21 protein-coding genes and 3 pseudogenes are annotated in these 16892 nt (G+C 37.7%); 6 read left to right on the top strand and 18 right to left on the bottom strand.

What is annotated here, in order from left to right:
- A pseudogene (locus SD31_RS06710) lies at positions 1-276 on the bottom strand (hypothetical protein); the annotation flags it as partial.
- On the opposite strand from SD31_RS06710, the gene SD31_RS06705 reads away from it, so the two are divergent.
- The 5 genes from SD31_RS06705 (at position 262) to SD31_RS18695 (ending at position 3507) form a co-directional block, all read left to right on the top strand.
- The gene (locus SD31_RS06705; RefSeq protein WP_039053560.1) at positions 262-549 is read left to right on the top strand and encodes a hypothetical protein; all 288 of its coding nucleotides are present in this window, start codon (positions 262-264) and stop codon (positions 547-549) included. The pseudogene SD31_RS06710 and the gene SD31_RS06705 sit on opposite strands and share 15 nt — an antisense overlap.
- Before the next feature lie 49 nt (positions 550-598).
- The gene (locus SD31_RS06700; RefSeq protein ID WP_039053559.1) at positions 599-1744 is read left to right on the top strand and encodes a Gfo/Idh/MocA family protein; all 1146 of its coding nucleotides are present in this window, start codon (positions 599-601) and stop codon (positions 1742-1744) included.
- A 25-nt stretch (positions 1745-1769) separates the two neighbouring features.
- Positions 1770-2675, top strand: a complete 906-nt coding sequence (gene miaA, locus SD31_RS06695; protein ID WP_231561255.1) for a tRNA (adenosine(37)-N6)-dimethylallyltransferase MiaA — start codon at positions 1770-1772, stop codon at positions 2673-2675.
- A gap of 90 nt (positions 2676-2765) precedes the next feature.
- Positions 2766-3278, top strand: coding sequence for a dienelactone hydrolase family protein (locus SD31_RS06690; RefSeq protein ID WP_231561254.1), 513 nt, complete (start codon positions 2766-2768; stop codon positions 3276-3278).
- Positions 3205-3507 (top strand): dienelactone hydrolase family protein, encoded by a 303-nt coding sequence (locus SD31_RS18695; RefSeq protein ID WP_231561253.1) that lies wholly within the window; start codon positions 3205-3207, stop codon positions 3505-3507. Before SD31_RS06690 ends, SD31_RS18695 begins: the two co-directional genes overlap by 74 nt.
- A 355-nt stretch (positions 3508-3862) precedes the next feature.
- On the opposite strand, the gene SD31_RS06685 is transcribed toward SD31_RS18695, so the two are convergent.
- The 16 genes and pseudogenes from SD31_RS06685 to SD31_RS06615 form a co-directional block, all read right to left on the bottom strand.
- Positions 3863-4327, bottom strand: coding sequence for an OsmC family protein (locus SD31_RS06685; protein WP_231561252.1), 465 nt, complete (start codon positions 4325-4327; stop codon positions 3863-3865).
- A gap of 162 nt (positions 4328-4489) precedes the next feature.
- Positions 4490-4981, bottom strand: a complete 492-nt coding sequence (locus tag SD31_RS06680) for a hypothetical protein (protein ID WP_156138245.1) — start codon at positions 4979-4981, stop codon at positions 4490-4492.
- A 420-nt stretch (positions 4982-5401) separates the two neighbouring features.
- On the bottom strand, positions 5402-5839 hold the full coding sequence (locus tag SD31_RS06670) for a hypothetical protein (RefSeq protein WP_039053556.1): 438 nt from the start codon (positions 5837-5839) through the stop codon (positions 5402-5404).
- Between the two features lie 330 nt (positions 5840-6169).
- Positions 6170-6574: a hypothetical protein gene (locus tag SD31_RS06665; RefSeq protein ID WP_156138244.1), complete on the bottom strand. Its 405-nt coding sequence runs from the start codon at positions 6572-6574 to the stop codon at positions 6170-6172.
- A gap of 159 nt (positions 6575-6733) precedes the next feature.
- A complete protein-coding gene (locus SD31_RS06660; RefSeq protein WP_039053554.1) occupies positions 6734-7162 on the bottom strand; it encodes an arsenate reductase ArsC in 429 nt (142 codons plus the stop codon).
- Positions 7159-8191 (bottom strand): annotated as a pseudogene (gene arsB / locus SD31_RS06655) (ACR3 family arsenite efflux transporter). The gene SD31_RS06660 and the pseudogene arsB overlap by 4 nt, the downstream one beginning before the upstream one ends.
- Before the next feature lie 14 nt (positions 8192-8205).
- A pseudogene (locus SD31_RS20760) lies at positions 8206-8998 on the bottom strand (cation transporter).
- A gap of 15 nt (positions 8999-9013) precedes the next feature.
- Entirely contained in the window at positions 9014-9487 is a 474-nt protein-coding gene (locus SD31_RS06645; protein ID WP_039053553.1) for a DUF6428 family protein, read from the bottom strand.
- Between the two features lie 17 nt (positions 9488-9504).
- Complete coding sequence (locus SD31_RS06640) at positions 9505-9843, bottom strand: ArsR/SmtB family transcription factor (protein ID WP_039053564.1); 339 nt, start codon at positions 9841-9843, stop codon at positions 9505-9507.
- A 239-nt stretch (positions 9844-10082) separates the two neighbouring features.
- Positions 10083-10910, bottom strand: coding sequence for a hypothetical protein (locus tag SD31_RS15165; RefSeq protein ID WP_052258730.1), 828 nt, complete (start codon positions 10908-10910; stop codon positions 10083-10085).
- Positions 10911-10925: 15 nt separating this feature from the next.
- Complete coding sequence (locus SD31_RS20060) at positions 10926-11216, bottom strand: hypothetical protein (protein ID WP_410528244.1); 291 nt, start codon at positions 11214-11216, stop codon at positions 10926-10928.
- Between the two features lie 10 nt (positions 11217-11226).
- On the bottom strand, positions 11227-11658 hold the full coding sequence (locus SD31_RS20055; RefSeq protein ID WP_410528243.1) for a mechanosensitive ion channel family protein: 432 nt from the start codon (positions 11656-11658) through the stop codon (positions 11227-11229).
- Between the two features lie 34 nt (positions 11659-11692).
- On the bottom strand, positions 11693-12205 hold the full coding sequence (locus tag SD31_RS16000) for a hypothetical protein (protein ID WP_082021853.1): 513 nt from the start codon (positions 12203-12205) through the stop codon (positions 11693-11695).
- Between the two features lie 258 nt (positions 12206-12463).
- Positions 12464-13465: an NAD(P)/FAD-dependent oxidoreductase gene (locus SD31_RS06625; protein ID WP_231561249.1), complete on the bottom strand. Its 1002-nt coding sequence runs from the start codon at positions 13463-13465 to the stop codon at positions 12464-12466.
- Between the two features lie 12 nt (positions 13466-13477).
- The gene (locus SD31_RS06620; RefSeq protein WP_231561248.1) at positions 13478-14620 is read right to left on the bottom strand and encodes a GTP-binding protein; all 1143 of its coding nucleotides are present in this window, start codon (positions 14618-14620) and stop codon (positions 13478-13480) included.
- 61 nt (positions 14621-14681) lie between these two features.
- The gene (locus SD31_RS06615; RefSeq protein ID WP_039053552.1) at positions 14682-14873 is read right to left on the bottom strand and encodes a hypothetical protein; all 192 of its coding nucleotides are present in this window, start codon (positions 14871-14873) and stop codon (positions 14682-14684) included.
- A gap of 92 nt (positions 14874-14965) precedes the next feature.
- Between SD31_RS06615 and SD31_RS15995 the strand changes: the two genes are divergently transcribed.
- Positions 14966-15343 carry a Fur family transcriptional regulator gene (locus tag SD31_RS15995; protein ID WP_082021852.1) on the top strand — a complete coding sequence of 126 codons (378 nt, stop codon included), beginning with the start codon at positions 14966-14968 and terminating at the stop codon, positions 15341-15343.
- Between the two features lie 206 nt (positions 15344-15549).
- Here SD31_RS15995 and SD31_RS06610 read toward each other — a convergent pair whose 3' ends face one another.
- On the bottom strand, positions 15550-16611 hold the full coding sequence (locus SD31_RS06610) for a linear amide C-N hydrolase (protein WP_039053551.1): 1062 nt from the start codon (positions 16609-16611) through the stop codon (positions 15550-15552).
- Positions 16612-16892 lie beyond the last annotated feature (281 nt).

The raw sequence follows: 16892 nt of genomic DNA, 5'->3' as shown, positions 1-16892 counted from the left end.
TAAGCCTATACGTGTGAGGCTGGACTCGTCACTCCAATCTCTATCGGCATAAGTCATGATATCATCGGGCTTAAAATCTTCAATAAAAGCTTTCAACAGTTTGGAAATACCTCCCACGATAAGATAGCCTCCCTTATGGCAGAAGCGCAACAGCTCAAAAGAACGGTATTCGGCAGATTGGTCACGCATACGGCGGCCACCACTGAAAACGGCTACAGAGACTAGATCTCCCTTATAGAAAAGACCGTACTTTTGCAGCTGTTGCGCTTCTGCCATAAGGGAGGCTATCTTATCGTGGGAGGTATTTCCAAACTGTTGAAAGCTTTTATTGAAGATTTTAAGCCCGATGATATCATGACTTATGCCGATAGAGATTGGAGTGACGAGTCCAGCCTCACACGTATAGGCTTCAAAGAAGAGGGCAGAACGGAAGGACAGCTTTTTTATATACGTGAAGGGCGACGCTATTATACTTTAGGAGAAGGAGAAAGTTACGACTATATTGTAAAAAATACGGGAAGTATCAAACTTAAACTGTATCTATCCTAAGTTTTTATTAATTTTAAAGCAATAAGTATCAACTGTAAACTTAAATATAATGAAGAGAAAACTAAGAATGGGTATGGTCGGTGGCGGCAATGATGCTTTCATCGGCGCTGTACACCGTATTGCAGCATTTATGGACGGCAAGATTGAACTCGTCTGTGGTGCTTTCAGTGCTAATAGAGAAGTTTCATTACAGTCCGGAAGAGATTTATTTATAGATGAAAGCCGGATATATCCGGATTATAAGACTATGCTGGAGAAGGAGGCGCAGCTTCCTGAAGGGGAGAGGATGGATTTTGTAACCATCGTGACGCCCAACTTCCTGCACTATGAGCCCGCAAAATTGGCTATGGAGGCAGGCTTCGACGTGGTGGTAGAAAAGCCTATGACTGTTTCGCTGGAGGAGGCTAAGTCTTTGCAGGAGACGGTAGAGCGTACAGGTAAGACCTTATGCCTTACACACACTTATTCGGGATATCCTATGGTGAAGCAGGCTAAAGCCATGGTGGCGGAGGGCCACTTCGGCAAGATTCGTAAGGTGGTGGTAGAATATCCCCAAGGGTGGTTGAGCCGTCTTACGGAGCGCGAAGGTCATGCGGGAGCAGCATGGAGGGCAGACCCTAATCGTTCCGGAAAGTCGCTGGTAATGGGCGATATAGGTACCCATGCAGCGCATCTAGCAGAATATATTACAGGCCTGCGTATCGAAGAGTTGTGTGCAGACCTGACAACGTTTGTAGAAGGACGTATGCTTGACGATGACGGTTCTGTCTTGCTGCGCTTCAACAATGGAGCTAAGGGTGTGTTAATGGCCTCCCAGATATCGGCAGGAGAAGAAAATGCCGTTCGCATACGTGTGTATGGAGAAAAAGGAGGGTTGGAATGGGCTAACGAAGATCCAAATAATCTGATTATCAAGATGCTTGATATTCCGAGACAGATTTATCGTACCGGAAACAACTATATTGCTCCATACACGCTGAGCTCCTTTGCAACGCACAATACGCGTGTGCCGGCAGGACATCCGGAAGGACTGTTGGAATCTTTTGCTAACATCTATCGCAACTTTGCTGCTACGGTGATGGCTAAGAAGGAGGGCAGAACGCCTACACCGGAGGAAATGGACTTCCCTAACGTATACGATGGTGTGCGTGGAATGGCATTTATCGATACAGTGGTCAAAAGTAACCAGAAGTAACGAAAAATGGAACTAAATTTGAAGTGTGATAGACACGCAGCATATAATGACCAATCTTCAGGAAGACCCCAATTTTCTTCCTGAAGATTTGTTGGTTATTTTAGGACCTACCGCCAGTGGCAAGACCAAGCTTGCCGTACAGTTAGCCCGTCACCTAGATGCCGAAATCATATCGGCAGACTCCCGACAGGTGTACAGACATATGGACATAGGCACGGGCAAAGATCTGAGCGAGTATCAGCATATCCCTTATCATCTTATAGATATTGTGGATCCGGGAGAGAAATATAATATAGATCGCTTTCTATCGGACTTCGACGCAGCTTACGATGCTATTCGAAGTCGTGGGAAGAGGGTTGTCGTGTGCGGAGGCACAGGCTTCTATATTCAGACATTGTTGCAGTCCCAACCTTTCACGCAGATCCCGGTAGATGAAGGGTTGCGCCAGCGGCTGTCCACAAAATCTACCGAAGAGCTTCTAGCTATGCTGGAGCTCTTACCTATTCCGCAAAATTTCAAGGTAGACAGCTCTACCGACAAACGTCTTATCCGCGCCATAGAAATATGTATGTATCTTGACCAACACCCATCGTTTGTGCAGAAGGAGCGTAGAATATATCGCTATAAGGTTATCGGTCTTAATCCTTCTGCAGAGGAAAGAAGAGCACGGATAACGAGAAGGCTGCACCAGCGCCTGGAAGAAGGTTTGGTTCAGGAGGTGGAAAAGTTATTGGCCATGGGGCTGTCGCACGAAAACCTGGAATACTATGGCCTTGAATATAAATATGTATCACTTTTCCTTAAAGGGAAATTGTCTTATGATGACTTTTTGACTAAGCTGGAAACAGAAATACATCGTTTTGCAAAGCGCCAGATGACCTATTTCCGCAAAATGGAAAAAGATGGCATAAAAATAGATTGGTTAAGTTAAGATAGGCTATTGTAACATAATTAGCTGTAAATCAGATTTAGTCATCAATATCTCGTAAATTAGATAATACTAATCTAAAGAAAAAACGCTATGAAACATATTATTGCACTGTTGATATTCACGGTAGCGATGGGGGCCGCATATGGTCAGACGCTCAAGACCGTGTCTTATTATGACAATACACAGAAGCTCAATGGCCTTGCGTTGGTTCAGAGCAAACAGCAGGCAGGCGTGTTGATCCTTCCTGCGTGGAAAGGAATAGACCAAGAGGCTAAGGATGCAGCCATGGAGCTTCATAAGCAAGGCTATGCCGTTTTTATTGCAGATATTTATGGAGAGGGTAATATCCCTCAGGATAATGAGGCTGCAGCTAAAATTGCTGGGCAGTATAAGTCAGATTACAAAGCTTATCAGCGTCGTATAGAGCTGGCGATGGAAGCTTTTGTGAAGGAGGGAGCCGACGCAGGTAAGATTGCGGTGATAGGATACTGCTTTGGTGGCACGGGCGCTCTTGAGGCTGCGCGCGCAGATGCCTGTGACCGGTGTGGTGAGCATTCATGGCGGCCTGTCAAAAAGCGCGGACCGAGCAAACGGTCCTATTAACACTAAAGTGCTTGTGCAGCATCCTGCAGAAGATAAATCCGTAAGCAAGCAAGATTACGACAATTTGGAAAAGGAACTGAAAGAAGGAAAAGCAGACTATCAGATTATCACCAACGCCAATTGCGGACATACGTTTACCAACCCAGAATCGGCAGAATATAATCCGGTGATGGCCCGCAGAGCGTGGCAGCATCTGCTGTTATTTTTGGATGAAGTTTTGAGAAAATAAAAAAGTTACTTCTTTTGAAGTCGCTTTTTGTAGCCCGTAGGGGAATCGAACCTACTTTCTATCAATCTATTTATCAGTATTTTACAAACTTCCCTTTTTCCAACTCACCGAATCACTCACTGGTTTGACATACGTTTTAGCTGCAATTGCTATAATGCTAAGATACAAAATTTCTGTGATGTAGGAATGAAATATTAACGGTTTGGGGCATTGTGATGGTGGGGCATGCAAGGCACAAATGTTCAATTAAGTACAAATGTTGATAGAAGCACAAATGCTGGATATAGTACTTCAGCCCCACTATTGCAAAACCCTTGTTAGCGGTTCGTTGTTTCCTTAATCCGTTTGGTTGTTATTATATTTTTGCTGTCGGATTATGTCTAACAGGAAAGTTAACAGAGTTTGCAATAAAGCAAAGTTCATTCGCTTTTTTGTGTAACTCGTTTGCTTTATCAACCATTTGTAGTTCAGTTACCGTTACTATTGGATTTAATGTTACTTCTTTAAATTGTCCACCACCGTTTGATGTTTCAATCATTATTCCTGTTGCATTATCGATATAGTCTGTAACGATAACACCTGCTTCTGAACACAAATGTAAATACCATAGCATATGGCAAGATGATAAAGAAGAAACTAAAAGGTCTTCTGGATTATGTTTTGTCTTGTCGCCACGAAAAGCTGGGTCAGATGAGCCTGAAATATCTACTTTATTTTCAATTACAATCTGATGGCTTCTTTCGTAATTACGGTAATTGTCAGTCCCTGTTACCTTTGTTTCCTGTCCACTTAATTGATGCTTTGTAATGATGTTGTCCATTCATAAATTATATTTTTTAAATTGGCTTTTGTTTGTTTAAGTTAATTTAATTCGGTGATTTCTCAACTTTTTGGGTGTCGCTCTGCAATGACCGCTAACGTTTTGGCGCTTGGCGCAGCGTCCTGTAGGGCATTGCGTATAGGTTTTGTTGGCAAACGTTTATTATTTAATCTGAGCAGCAAGTTGTGTTGTAAAATCTTTTAGTACTGATCGGACTGACCTATCACCTCTAAAATTGGCAGACATTACAATCTCTCCACTATTTAGATCGACTACTCTTGCAGAAAAACTTCGGTAAGCGTAATAAAAAGCATCATAGTAATAAGTATAGTCTAATTCTAAAGCATAAATTGAATTCAACTCTTTAATCCTATAAACTTCTGCTTCAAATTCATTATTCACAGGGTCGCTCCCCTCTATTTTGTCTTTGTATTTTACGACTGTTTTTGCTGTTGAATATGAGATCACATTAAATCCTTTTTCAAAAAGCAGGTGGTTAAGTTCTCCCACTGTACCTGATTTGTCATCTTGAGCAGCAATAGTTAGAGTTGCGTTTCGGGAAAATGTTGCTCCTGGTTTTACGCTAAGTTTTACTGACCCACAAGAACTCATTATGGTCAGGAATAGTAAGGAATAAATTGTTTTTTTAATCATTAGTTTTATTTTTTAATGTTTGCCAATGCTAAGTTGTAAGAAGCCTTATTTTATATGTTTGGAAATTAATTTTTCTTTCATAAATATGTAAATTAATGATCCACCAAAAGGTATCAAAACTATTATAAAAGCTAAATTTGTCTTTTGCTTTTTAGAAATGTTAGGTTCTTTAAGCAAATCAATTAATGTATAAATTATGAAGGCTACAAAAATTATTAAAAACAAAATTTCCATGAGATATAATTATTAATAGATACTAGATAATATTGCACAAGAAGCTGATGTACTTGCCCAACAAGAAGCCCATCCAGCAACAGGGACATCGCACCACCAATTTCCAAAAGTATCTTCTATTTCTATAGCTGATTTGAAACAACCATAACATTCAAAAAAACTTAAATTTCCATTACCGTTTTTATCTCAGGGTACTCTTGCGGCTCCATATGTTACTTTTGCAAAATTCTTTTGGACATTGTTTTCTTTCATTCTTAATGAAGCAAACTTATTCAAAAATTTTTCAGATGGGCGTTTATAATTTACATTTTCAATTTTGTTATTTAGCAAATTAATTTCTGTGTGATTAAATTTATCATAATTTAAATCATATAATTTAATTTTACCCGAAAGAATTTTTGTATTAAACTCAGACATGTCATTCAGATTCATTGCATATTTATCATTATATGGTAAATCCTCTGTATCATGTAAATCAACAACATCGAGTGTAGCATTTATTACTCCATTTTTCTTAATAGCAATTGTAAAATAATGAAAAGTTCCTTTGTCTTTAACAACAATACTGTCAATTGTCACATCTTGAGCAGATATTGTTCCATAGGAATTAATATCTCTACTCACTCTTTTGTAACTTTCGGAATTAAGAAATTTATTAACAGTACTTTCTTTAGCTGGATTTTCACTAATTAACTCATTGTTTCTTGAACATGAAAATACAATTAACGTTAGGGTTACTAAAGCTGTTAAGCTTAATAAAATTTTTTTGTCATAATTTTAAATTTTTAAGGTTAGTGATTTTTTTAAGGTTTCTTACAACGGACGGAACTATATGCAGTTGGGGATTGCGGGTTGCTTTCCTGTCGAACCCCACCGAAGTTGTTGCGGGCTGCGAACTTTGTTGTCCGCACTGAAACCCCAATTGGCATATAGTTTTTGTTACCAACCGTAATTTTATTTTGTCTCGTAATTTGTCTCAATATATTTTATAAGTTCTGAATTGTCAACTCTAATTACACGTCTTAGTCTGTTGTTTTTAAGTTTTATGTCCAGAAATTTGTTGTTGAAACGTTGTCTAGCTTTTACTGATTTTACATCATTCAAAGATATTTCACTCTGCGCTGTACGGGAAAGTGTTAATACAAAAATAAAAAAATGTCCTAAGCCAATTACTAAGCCAGTCCAAAGTAAAAATTGGTCACCTGTTTTCAAATACCTTAAAACAGAAAATATCCCAAAAATTGTCCACATGCTTGAAGATGTCAGAGTCAGCCGCTTTTGCTTCTTGGCATCGTCCACAATAATAATCTTATCTCTGTCAAATGAAATCTCTCCTTTTATAAGCTTAAATGTCTGCATTGTATCTGGTTTTATTATGGTTGGTAACGGTTTGGGGCATTGTGATGGTGGGGCATGCAAGGCACAAATGTTCAATTAAGTACAAATGTTGATAGAAGCACAAATGCTGGATATAGTACTTCAGCCCCACTATTGCAAAACCCTTGTTAGGTGCTGCCCTTATTGGTTTCCCTTTAGATTTTCCGCTACAAATCGTTCGCAGTATTCTTTAATTTGCTGTCTGACTTCTCTGAACTGTTCATTAATTTCTTCGTCTGTTCCTTTTGCTTTCGCAGGGTCTGAAAAGTTGTGATGAAACTTTTTTGCTTTAGTTGGAAAAAACGGACAACGTTCTTTGGCATTGTCGCAAACTGTAATGACAAAATCAAAATCAATGTCGTAATATTCATCAATGTTGTTTGACGTATGATTTGAAATATCAATTCCGTCTTCTTGCATTATTGCAATGGCTTTTGGGTTTACTCCGTGTGTTTCGACGCCTGCACTGTAAACTTCTGCATTTCCGTTCGCAAAATGTCGTAAATAACCTTCAGCTATCTGACTTCTGCAACTGTTTCCTGTGCAAAGCACTAAAATTTTCTTTGTCATTGTTTATAATATTTTCGTTTTAAAAATAGACTTGCTCTGACTAATAATATCAAAACAGGAACTTCAATTAAAGGCCCGATTACACCCACAAATGCTTGAGGCGAGTGTATGCCAAATACCGCAATGGCGACCGCAATTGCCAATTCAAAGTTGTTGCCAGTAGCTGTAAATGCAATAGATGCGTTTTTATCATAAGGGACTTTTAGAAATTTACTAATGAAAAAACTCACGAAAAACATGAGTACAAAATAAATGATTAATGGTATCGCTATTTTTATGACATCTAAAGGCAACTCCAATATTTTGTCGCCTTTTAAACTGAACATCAGCACAATGGTAAACAGTAAAGCATACAATGTAATAGGCGATATTTTTGGAACAAACTTTCTATTGTACCACTCGATACCTTTCGATTTCACCAAATAATAACGGCTCACGAAACCAGCAAAAAAAGGAATGCCTAAATATATCAAAACGCTTTGTGTAACTTCTTTCATTGAAACACTTACATTGAAATTAGCAATCCCTAATTTATTGGGCAATATGTTGATGAAAAAGCCAAACGAAAAAACTGTAAGTCAATATCTGAAAGATACTGTTTAGGGCGACCAATAATGCCGTGTATTCTCTGTTTGCTTTTGCCAAATCACTCCACACAATAACCATTGCGATACACCTTGCCAGACCAATTAAAATTAATCCCGACATATATTCGGGTTCGTTTCGTAAAAACAGAACGGCTAAACCAAACATCATAACGGTCCCGATAACCCAATTTAATATCAAGGAAATGGCAATTACTTTCTTGTCTTTTAGAGCTTTAGGTAACAAGCTGTAATCGACTTTTGCCAAAGGTGGATACATCATCAATATCAATCCGATAGCCAACGGTACATTGGTTGTGCCAGCTGAAAGGGAATTCGTAAAGGTTGAAATGTTTGGAAAAAAATTGCCTAAACCAATGCCAATAAGCATTGCAAGGAAAATCCAAAGCGTTAAATAACGATCGAGAAATTTTAGTTTTATCATTGAGATTTTTCCGATTACTTAGCTAACTTTAATATCCTATATGCTCCACGCGCTACGATTACGAAGACAACTCCTCCAATTATTAGGTCTGGATAGCTGGATTTGAGTAAATAGACCATAATTCCCGCTATGATAACCCCCGAATTGATAATCACATCATTTGATGTAAAAATCATCGAAGCCTGCATGTGGGCTTCCTTGCTTGTACTTTTTTGCAAGAGATAGAGACAAATTACATTGGCAATTAAAGCTAGGGATGAAACAATAATCATTGTTTTGAAATCAGGTGTCGCTTCTACTCCAATAAAACGTCTGATAACTTCAACAAAACCGATAACAGCGAGCAGGATTTGAAAATAACCAGCAAATTTGGCAATGTTGTTTTTGAATGCTAGACTTCCACCAACGGCAAATAATGCCAAAGCATAAACAATACTATCCGCAAGCATATCCAAGCTATCAGCTATCAACCCCATAGAACCCGAAAAAAGCCCATACAGCATTTCAATTCCAAAGAACGATAAATTGATGATTAATACCGTCCAAAGTTAATTTTTTTTGCATTTTGTCTTCTTCTTCAATATTGTCTTCGCTTTTTTCGGTAGAAATCAATGTTGTACTTAGATTTAGGTGTTCCAAAGCTTTTAAAATATGCTCCGCATTTCCATAATGATAAACATTCAGCTTTCTGTTTGGTATATCAAATTCCAATAATTTTATATTATCGAAGTTTTGCAATTTCATACGAATGAGTTGCTCCTCACTTGGGCAATCCATTTTCGTAATTCTGAATTCCGTTTTGCTAATCATAAACATTGTTTTTTAACAGCATCCACCTCCTGGCGTACAAGAAGCATTTTGATTTACAGATAGTTCGGATAAATTCTTCTTTACTTTCTCGGACGGAATTCCACACGCATCTTGTGCTAAACAAGCAGTTGTTTTGTTTTGCAAAATGAAATTTGTTCCGTCAAAAGCCAACGCATATTTTCCAATTGTGTCACTTTGATATTCTACTTCAATTTCTGCATCTTCAATACCTAATCTTTCTTCGGAAAGTTTAATGATGTTTAAAAGTTTAGCAGGTTTTAAACGATGTTCAAAATCATCGGCATTCCATAGCTGAAAATTTACGGTTTTTTCTGTACGAATTACTCCACCACAATCAATGAAGTTTTTTGTAATCATTCCGACTTCGGTAACGTGAAAATGTTCTGGAACAAAAGAGCCGTTTTCCAATTTGAATGTTACATTTTCTAAAGTTGGTAAAAGTGCTTTTACTTGTGATAGTTTCATTTTGGTATTATTTTATATTAGCAACAATTTTTGTTTTTTAGAGTAAGTTTTACCGAAATATTTGTAAAATATTTTTGCAGTTCTTCAATAGTATTTTCGTCAATGCAATAGCAAATCGTGTTACCTTCAATGGTTCCCTTAATTAGTTTTGCATTTTTAAGTTCTTTTAAATGCCTTGAAACAGTTGGCTGTGCTAAAGGAAGTACATCAACAATATCTCCGCAGATACAAGTGTCAACTGATAATAAATATTCTATGATAGCCACCCGGGCAGGATGTCCCAACGCTTTTATAATGTGAGCAATTTCATGTTGGCTGTCTGTAAAATCCTTTGGTTTTGTTTGTTCTATTTCCATTTCTTTATTTATATATTGCAATGTTACGATTAAGATATTAATAGTCAATTATTTTATTGAAATAAATTTCAACTGTCTATAAAAGTTAAATAGGTTTGATTTTTTAGAGTGTTGTCGATTTATGTAAGGATGTTCGATAGGGTTGCACCTAACGGTCGCGGCTATGAACAGTGGCGAATTTCGGAGCTGCGTCTGTATCCCACGTGCCGAAATTGCTGGGAGACGAGACGTTGAATACACTACAAACCCCGCCATTGCTTATGAGCCGTTGTTGTGCCGTCGTGCATTATTTTAATCGTTTTTATTATAGTTGATTTAAATTCATAATTTCCAATACTACGCTTTGTCATTTGATATTTATCCTTATCCAAATATTGTTCAACAAATGGTAAATCTGGAGTATAATGAAAATTTCCCCCAATTTTCAATGAACTCAAAATGTCCATATATTTCTTTGCATAGTCAATAAAATTACCATCATTCCGATAATGATGATGCTGAAAATGATTTGAAAATCCACGATTACTGATTATTGTACCCCAATTATCTTTTTCAAATTTATAATCAAACCAATCCGAATTACTGAGGGCTGAGTTATCATATGCAAATCTATCAAATCCATAGGCTTCAATGCCGTTTTGACGTAAAAACAATACCAAGTTACCTTGTTTTCCACATCCAATATCCAAAACAGGTTCGATTAATTGGATTATGTCAATTTGTAGAATCTCAATCTGCAAATCAGGACTATATTCTGAACATGCAACCGATTCTATCACTTCACCTTTAGAAGTATAAATCTTTTCTGCAAATGAATTTGTCTCCTGCAACCATTTTATTAAATTATCATAATGCTTTTCAGCTATTAACTCAATTGAGGATTTGCGATTCTTTATGTTAGTAAATAAATTAACGTACAAACTCCTTAAAATCAAATGAGCTTGTTTATCAAATGTGTAATATTGATTAATCTTACAAAACTCTTGAACAGCTCTATTAGTTAAATAGTCAATCAGTAAATTTTCAGAATCAGAACTAATTAAATCTATCTTTTCAATTGCATTCAATGTCTCAGGTCAAAATCACGTCACATTATTTCTATCAAAAGCGATGCTAAAGTCTTTCCCACCCGGCTCCTGAAATATTTCTATATCGAAAAAAGTAGCAGTAGAATACAAGTGGTCAAAAATATCTGATTGTATTGATTCGTATTCGACCCAAGCGGTAGTTTTGGTAAAACAATAAATTTCCATCGGGATGCCTTTGTTTTCACTAGCAAGCTGTCTGACCATTAAGGTCATGTCCTGTCTGATTTTCGGATGTGATTTCAGATAGCTTTCAATGTATTTTCTAAACACGCCCAAATTGGTCAATTGCCTGCCGTTAATTAAGACTGAGGTGTCTATGTTGTGTTGAGTATTGAATTCTTCTATTTCTTTCTGACGGTTTTTTACGTAATTGGAAATAAGTTGAATTTTTTTGATGCTTTTCTCTCATTTCAGCATCGACAAGTTTTACCGAATGAGCATCTATAAAAATAGCTCTTTTGATTCTTCTTCCACCACTTTGTTGCATTCCCCGCCAGTTTTTAAAACTGTCTGTAATAAAATAATAAGTTGGAATGGTAGTAATGGTTTTATCCCAATTCTGCACTTTTACAGTGTTCAGGTTGATGTCAATAACATCTCCGTCCGCATTAAATTTGGGCATTTCCACCCAGTCGCCCACACGCACCATATCATTGGATGACATCTGCACACTCGCCACTAAGCCCAAAATAGTATCCTTAAATACCAATAGTAAGATGGCTGTCATTGCACCAAATGCACTAAGAAAATAAATAGGTGACTTACCTAATATTACCGAAAGCACTAAAATGATACGTAACTACATAAAGTAGAATTCTAATGAGCTGAAAGTAGCTGGTTAATGGCTTATCTTTAAATACAGGAAGCTGGGATAAGGTGTATTCGCCCACTTTTAATATAGAAAAAAACACCGCCATGCTAACGATTATTAGATAAGCGTCTGTTAATCTTATAACGAATGGAAGAATCTGTTCAAAGTCCGAAAAAATAGCGGGAGCCATTAATCGCACTATAACCGCAGGGGCGATGTGAGCTAGTTTGTTGAATGCTCTTGTATCAGCAAATAAATCGTCCCAAGTAAACGAGCTTTTTTTAAATACTTTATAGAGATAATATATGAAAACCCTTTTTGCAATTAAGAATGCAAGAGATGATAATATGATTAGGAGTATGATAAGAACAAGCAATCTGAAATAGACAACCCAATGCTCTGAAACTCCTAAATTTGATATTAATAATTCTGTGTGTTCTTCAAGAAAATTTATCCAATCCATAATATTGTTTGTTTGCAAATTTTGTCAAAATGTAAGGCTAAATTATAAGAAGTTATCAAGTATTCATCGGATGTCCGATGTGAACTCGGTTGCTCCTGCCATTACCGCCAACGGTTTGGGGCTTGGCGCAGTGGCGGATTTTTAGCAGAAATGTACATACGAAGCACACAGTTCAAATTTAGCAAAAATGTTCATACGAAGAACGTCCGCCCCCATTACGCCAAGGTGTGCTGCTGGCGGTTAGTGGTTTTTCGTCCGTTAAAATTCTTCATCCGTTAACTCTTTGTTGACCATACTTCCGGCAAGACTTCCTGTTGCTACGGCATTGGCTACGGAACGCATTGGACTTGCATTGTCACCACAAGCATAAATACCTGGAACCGTTGTTTTTTGAAACATATCTACTTTGATGTAGCCTTGTTCTGTCAGTTCGCAACCCAACATTTCGGGAATTTTACAATGTTGTTCAAACGGAATGGCCGCATAAGCAGCTCCAAAATTTTCTTTTGTTCCGTCAGCAAAAATCAAGGCTGTCATACTTCCGTTTTGGTGTTGGATTGCTTTCACTGCTTTTTCAACGATATTGATTTGATGATTTTTCAGTTTGGCAAATTGCGCATCTTTGAAATCGGCTTTACCTCCGGTAACAATCGTGATTTTATCGGTCAGATTATGAACTAATGACGCAAGGTGAAAAGCTCTGTCCCCATTGGCAATGATGGCGGTTTTGCCTCCTTTAAATTCATAGCCGTGGCAGTACGGACAATGGATGACGGTCTTGCCCCAACATTCTTCAAAACCTTTTATATTGGGAAAGACATCTTTTATTCCGGTTGCAAAAACCAGCTTTTTCGCAGAAAATTGTTCTCCGGATTGTATAGTGATTTCAAAACCATTATCAGTTTTCTTGCCTTTCGTAGCATAGCCTTCAAAGAATTTCACGGTATCGTATTGCAATACTTGTTCTTTGGCTTTCGCCGCAATCTCTCCGGGAACAGCTCCGTCCTGTGTGATGAAATTGTGCGAATGCGGCGTATAACGATTGCAAGGTTTTCCGCTGTCAATGATTAATACATTTCGCAACGAACGACCCAATGCCATTGCCGCAGATAACCCGGCAAAGCTTCCGCCGATGATGATTACATCGAATTGATTTTTGTCTGTCATACTGTTGAATTTTGAAAATACTGTTAATGGAAAAGGCAAAGCTAATGCGGTTAATGCAAGCCCGCCTTGTTTTATGATTTCTCGTCTTGTCATTTTATTGCTCATTTATATGTCTTTCGGAAAAGGGTCGTTAAATCTTATCTTTTTGACAAATAAATGTTGTTCGTTGTCCTGCAACAAACATTTTTCAAGTTCGGCAATCATTTTTTCTTTGTCAATGTCTTGCCCGATAAAAACAATTTCGTTCATTCGGTCGCCCCATTGTTTGCTCCAACGGCTTTCAATGTGTTCTTTATTGTGAACAAAAGAAGCGTATCTCATTCGTTCGTTGAATGGCATACTACACCACCAAACGCCCGCTCTTTCCAATCGGGAAGAACCGCCTGCCTGCGAAAAATTTAGTGCATCATTCGGACGTGAAGCCAACCAAAACAAACCTTTGGCCCTGATAATTCCGCTTGGATATTCTTCGTTCAGGTATTTCCAAAAACGTTCAGGGTGAAACGGTTTTGGATTTCTGAACACAAAGGAACTAATGCCGTATTCTTCCGTTTCAGGCGTATGGTTTTCGGTTTGCAGTTCTTTTTGCCAACCTGCCGAATTTTGTGCTTCTTCAAAATCAAAAAGTTTGGTATTCAAAATCTCGGTTGGTGCAACTTTTCCAAACTCGGAAGCAATAATTTTTGCACTTGGATTTAGTTTTTGGATAGATGCTTTTAAAAGTCCAACCGTATTTTCATCAACTAAATCAGTTTTGTTCAATATAATGACGTTTGCAAATTCAATCTGGTCAGTCAGCAAATTTACAATTGTTCTATAATCGCCTTCCATATCAGTTAAATTGCGGTCTTGCAACAATTCGTTTGTTCCAAAATCTTTGAAGAAATTGAAACAATCAACGACTGTAACCATTGTATCAATGTAACTGAATTTTGAAAGGTCAATGCCTTTTTCTTCGTCCACAAAAGAAAATGTTTGAGCCACAGGAACAGGCTCACTAATTCCCGTGCTTTCAATGAGCAAATAGTCAAAGCGTTTTTCTTTGGCTAATTTTTCAACTTCAATCATCAGGTCTTCCCGAAGTGTGCAACAAATACAGCCGTTGCTCATTTCCACCAATTTTTCTTCGGTTCGTGAAAGTGTGTTTTCGTTTTCTACCAATCTTGCGTCCACGTTTACTTCGCTCATATCGTTTACGATAACGGCTACTCTTATTCCGTCTTTGTTATGTAAAACGTGGTTGAGCAAGGTTGTTTTCCCGCTCCCAAAAAACCGCTTAAAACGGTTACAGGTAGTTTATTTTCTGCTATCATATTTGTTTAAACCAATTAATTATATTTTGTAAATGCTGTTCGCCATACAGCAAAACAAATTTTTGTGTTTCGTTATTTTTCTTGTCTTTGTAAACTGCCAAACGCTGTTCCGCAAAACCTTTGGTTAGGTTGATTTTGCAATCGTTTATGATGCAGTTTTTCCATTGTTCAAATGTTTGCGGTATCATTCAAATTATTTTTACTTAATGCAACATTGTTGCAAAAATAAGTATTATCTTTATAATAGCAACAATGTTGCATTAAAGTTTTTGAAAAAAAGATGAAACAGACAAGAAATACAACCGCAAAAACAGAGATTTTGGATTTAATTAGTCAGTCCGAAGTGGCTTTGTCGCACTCTGAAATTCAGTCGGCTTTGGACGGATTGTGCGACAGGGTTACGATTTATCGTGTCTTGAATAGGTTAGTGGAAGAAGATTTGGTTCACAAAGTTGTGAATACTGACGGTGGTGTGAAGTATGCAAGTTGTCATAGTTGTGCCACAACTCACAACCATAATCACATACATTTTAGCTGTCAAAAGTGTAAGTCGGTTACTTGTCTGGAAAATGTTGAGCCGTCATTTAAGTTGCCGAAGAAGTATAAAGTCAGCGAAGTGAATTTTACGGTTTCCGGAATTTGTCCGAAGTGTTCGTAAATCTGTTTTTGTCAGCCGAAAGTTTGAAGTTTGCACGGTCGTCATACGCTTGCTTGTAACGCTCAGGTATTGCCGAAGGCGGGGATTTTTAGCATTAAAACTCAATCGAAGAAGAAATGTTGTACATTGCACAAACGTCCAATGGAAGCTGTTCACCCCGGCTTTTGGCAATACCTTGTTAGCTGCTCGTACAGTTAATCACATTGTTAAATTCCTTGAAACACAAATGGTTTTGTAACAACAAATTTATCGGATGTTTCACCGGCATAAACTTGTTGTTTGTCCAAAGAGAGTTTTTTCACCTTTCCTGTTGATTGGCTGAAGTCCAAATTTTTAAAATCTACCCATACCGCATTGGGACTGAGCGCATCTTCAAAATAGTAAACCATATTCTTTTGGTCGGCGACTATTCGCCATCTTGTTGTCGATAAATTAGGAAACCCTTCGGTCGAAATTCCATAAGGGACAGAACAATTTCTTATTACGCTGAATACACTTGCTACGGCAACCCGAGTATTGTCGGTTTGTGGAATTGCGTCGATATAATAAGATGCACGTACAAACCTATCGGCAGCCCTATTGGTGCCTGGAAGGAAAATTTTGCCGGGTATTTCTTTCCAATATTCATTTATGGCCAATTGTTCCTCAAAGATTGGGTCATTGGTCATTACCGTATAGGAAGGGTCGTGATGAATCACCAATTTTCCGTTGACGTATTCAAGGATTGCATTGTCTCCTGTTGGGTCGGACAATGAGAGGTGGATAGTCGTATATTTATCTGTTCCGGGTATAAAGTCCGTAACCACTACAAATTCTTCTTTTCTGAATTGTTCAACCGCTTCTTTCACAGTAGCGAAATTATCCAAAGCGTATTGCGCCCATAGCGATACTGCAAGCCCTTTCGTATTTCCATCTTTTTCAAATGGTGGGTACTTTGAATTGCTCAACCATAACATATTCGCATTCAGTCCTTTCTCGTTCATCCCGTCAGAAACAGCAATATCCCACGAACTGACAACAATGCTTCCGTATTTGGAAGTCCACTTAACTGTGTTTGTTCCGGTTTGTCCCTCTCGTTTTATGCCACGCGGGAATTGCCATAAATTTGCAGGTATCTCCATTGAAAAGTCCATACTTCGAGCAGTAACAATAGTGCCGTTTGGGCCTTTATATACAACTCTGGTACAGGCTTCTGCCTTGGTTGAAATGGTCAGTATCACTATTGCAATGATAGCAGGTAACGCGTTTTTTAAAAAGAATTGTTTCATATCTTCCTTGTTTTAGTTATGGTTGTTTTTTTCTTGGTGTTGTCATTGTATGGCAGCTAATTCTTAAATATACGCAATAATCTTCTTTAAAAAAATAACAATAATTCTCTGTTTTGCCATAAATATTTGTTTGTTAAGGGGTCTTCACTTTTATGGTTGTGCGTATTTTACCCATTTGCGCATTTTGTTTATTAACTTTTCTTTATGATTTTAGACTTTTATTTAGKKAATTACWAAAATGACTGKTCCGATTGTACTTGAAAGTCTAAGTTTGATTTTTC

The sequence above is a fragment of the Sphingobacterium sp. T2 genome, from assembly GCF_000814685.1.
GTDB classification, from domain to species: domain Bacteria; phylum Bacteroidota; class Bacteroidia; order Sphingobacteriales; family Sphingobacteriaceae; genus Sphingobacterium; species Sphingobacterium thermophilum.
This window is presented reverse-complemented; position numbering and strand designations above follow the sequence as displayed.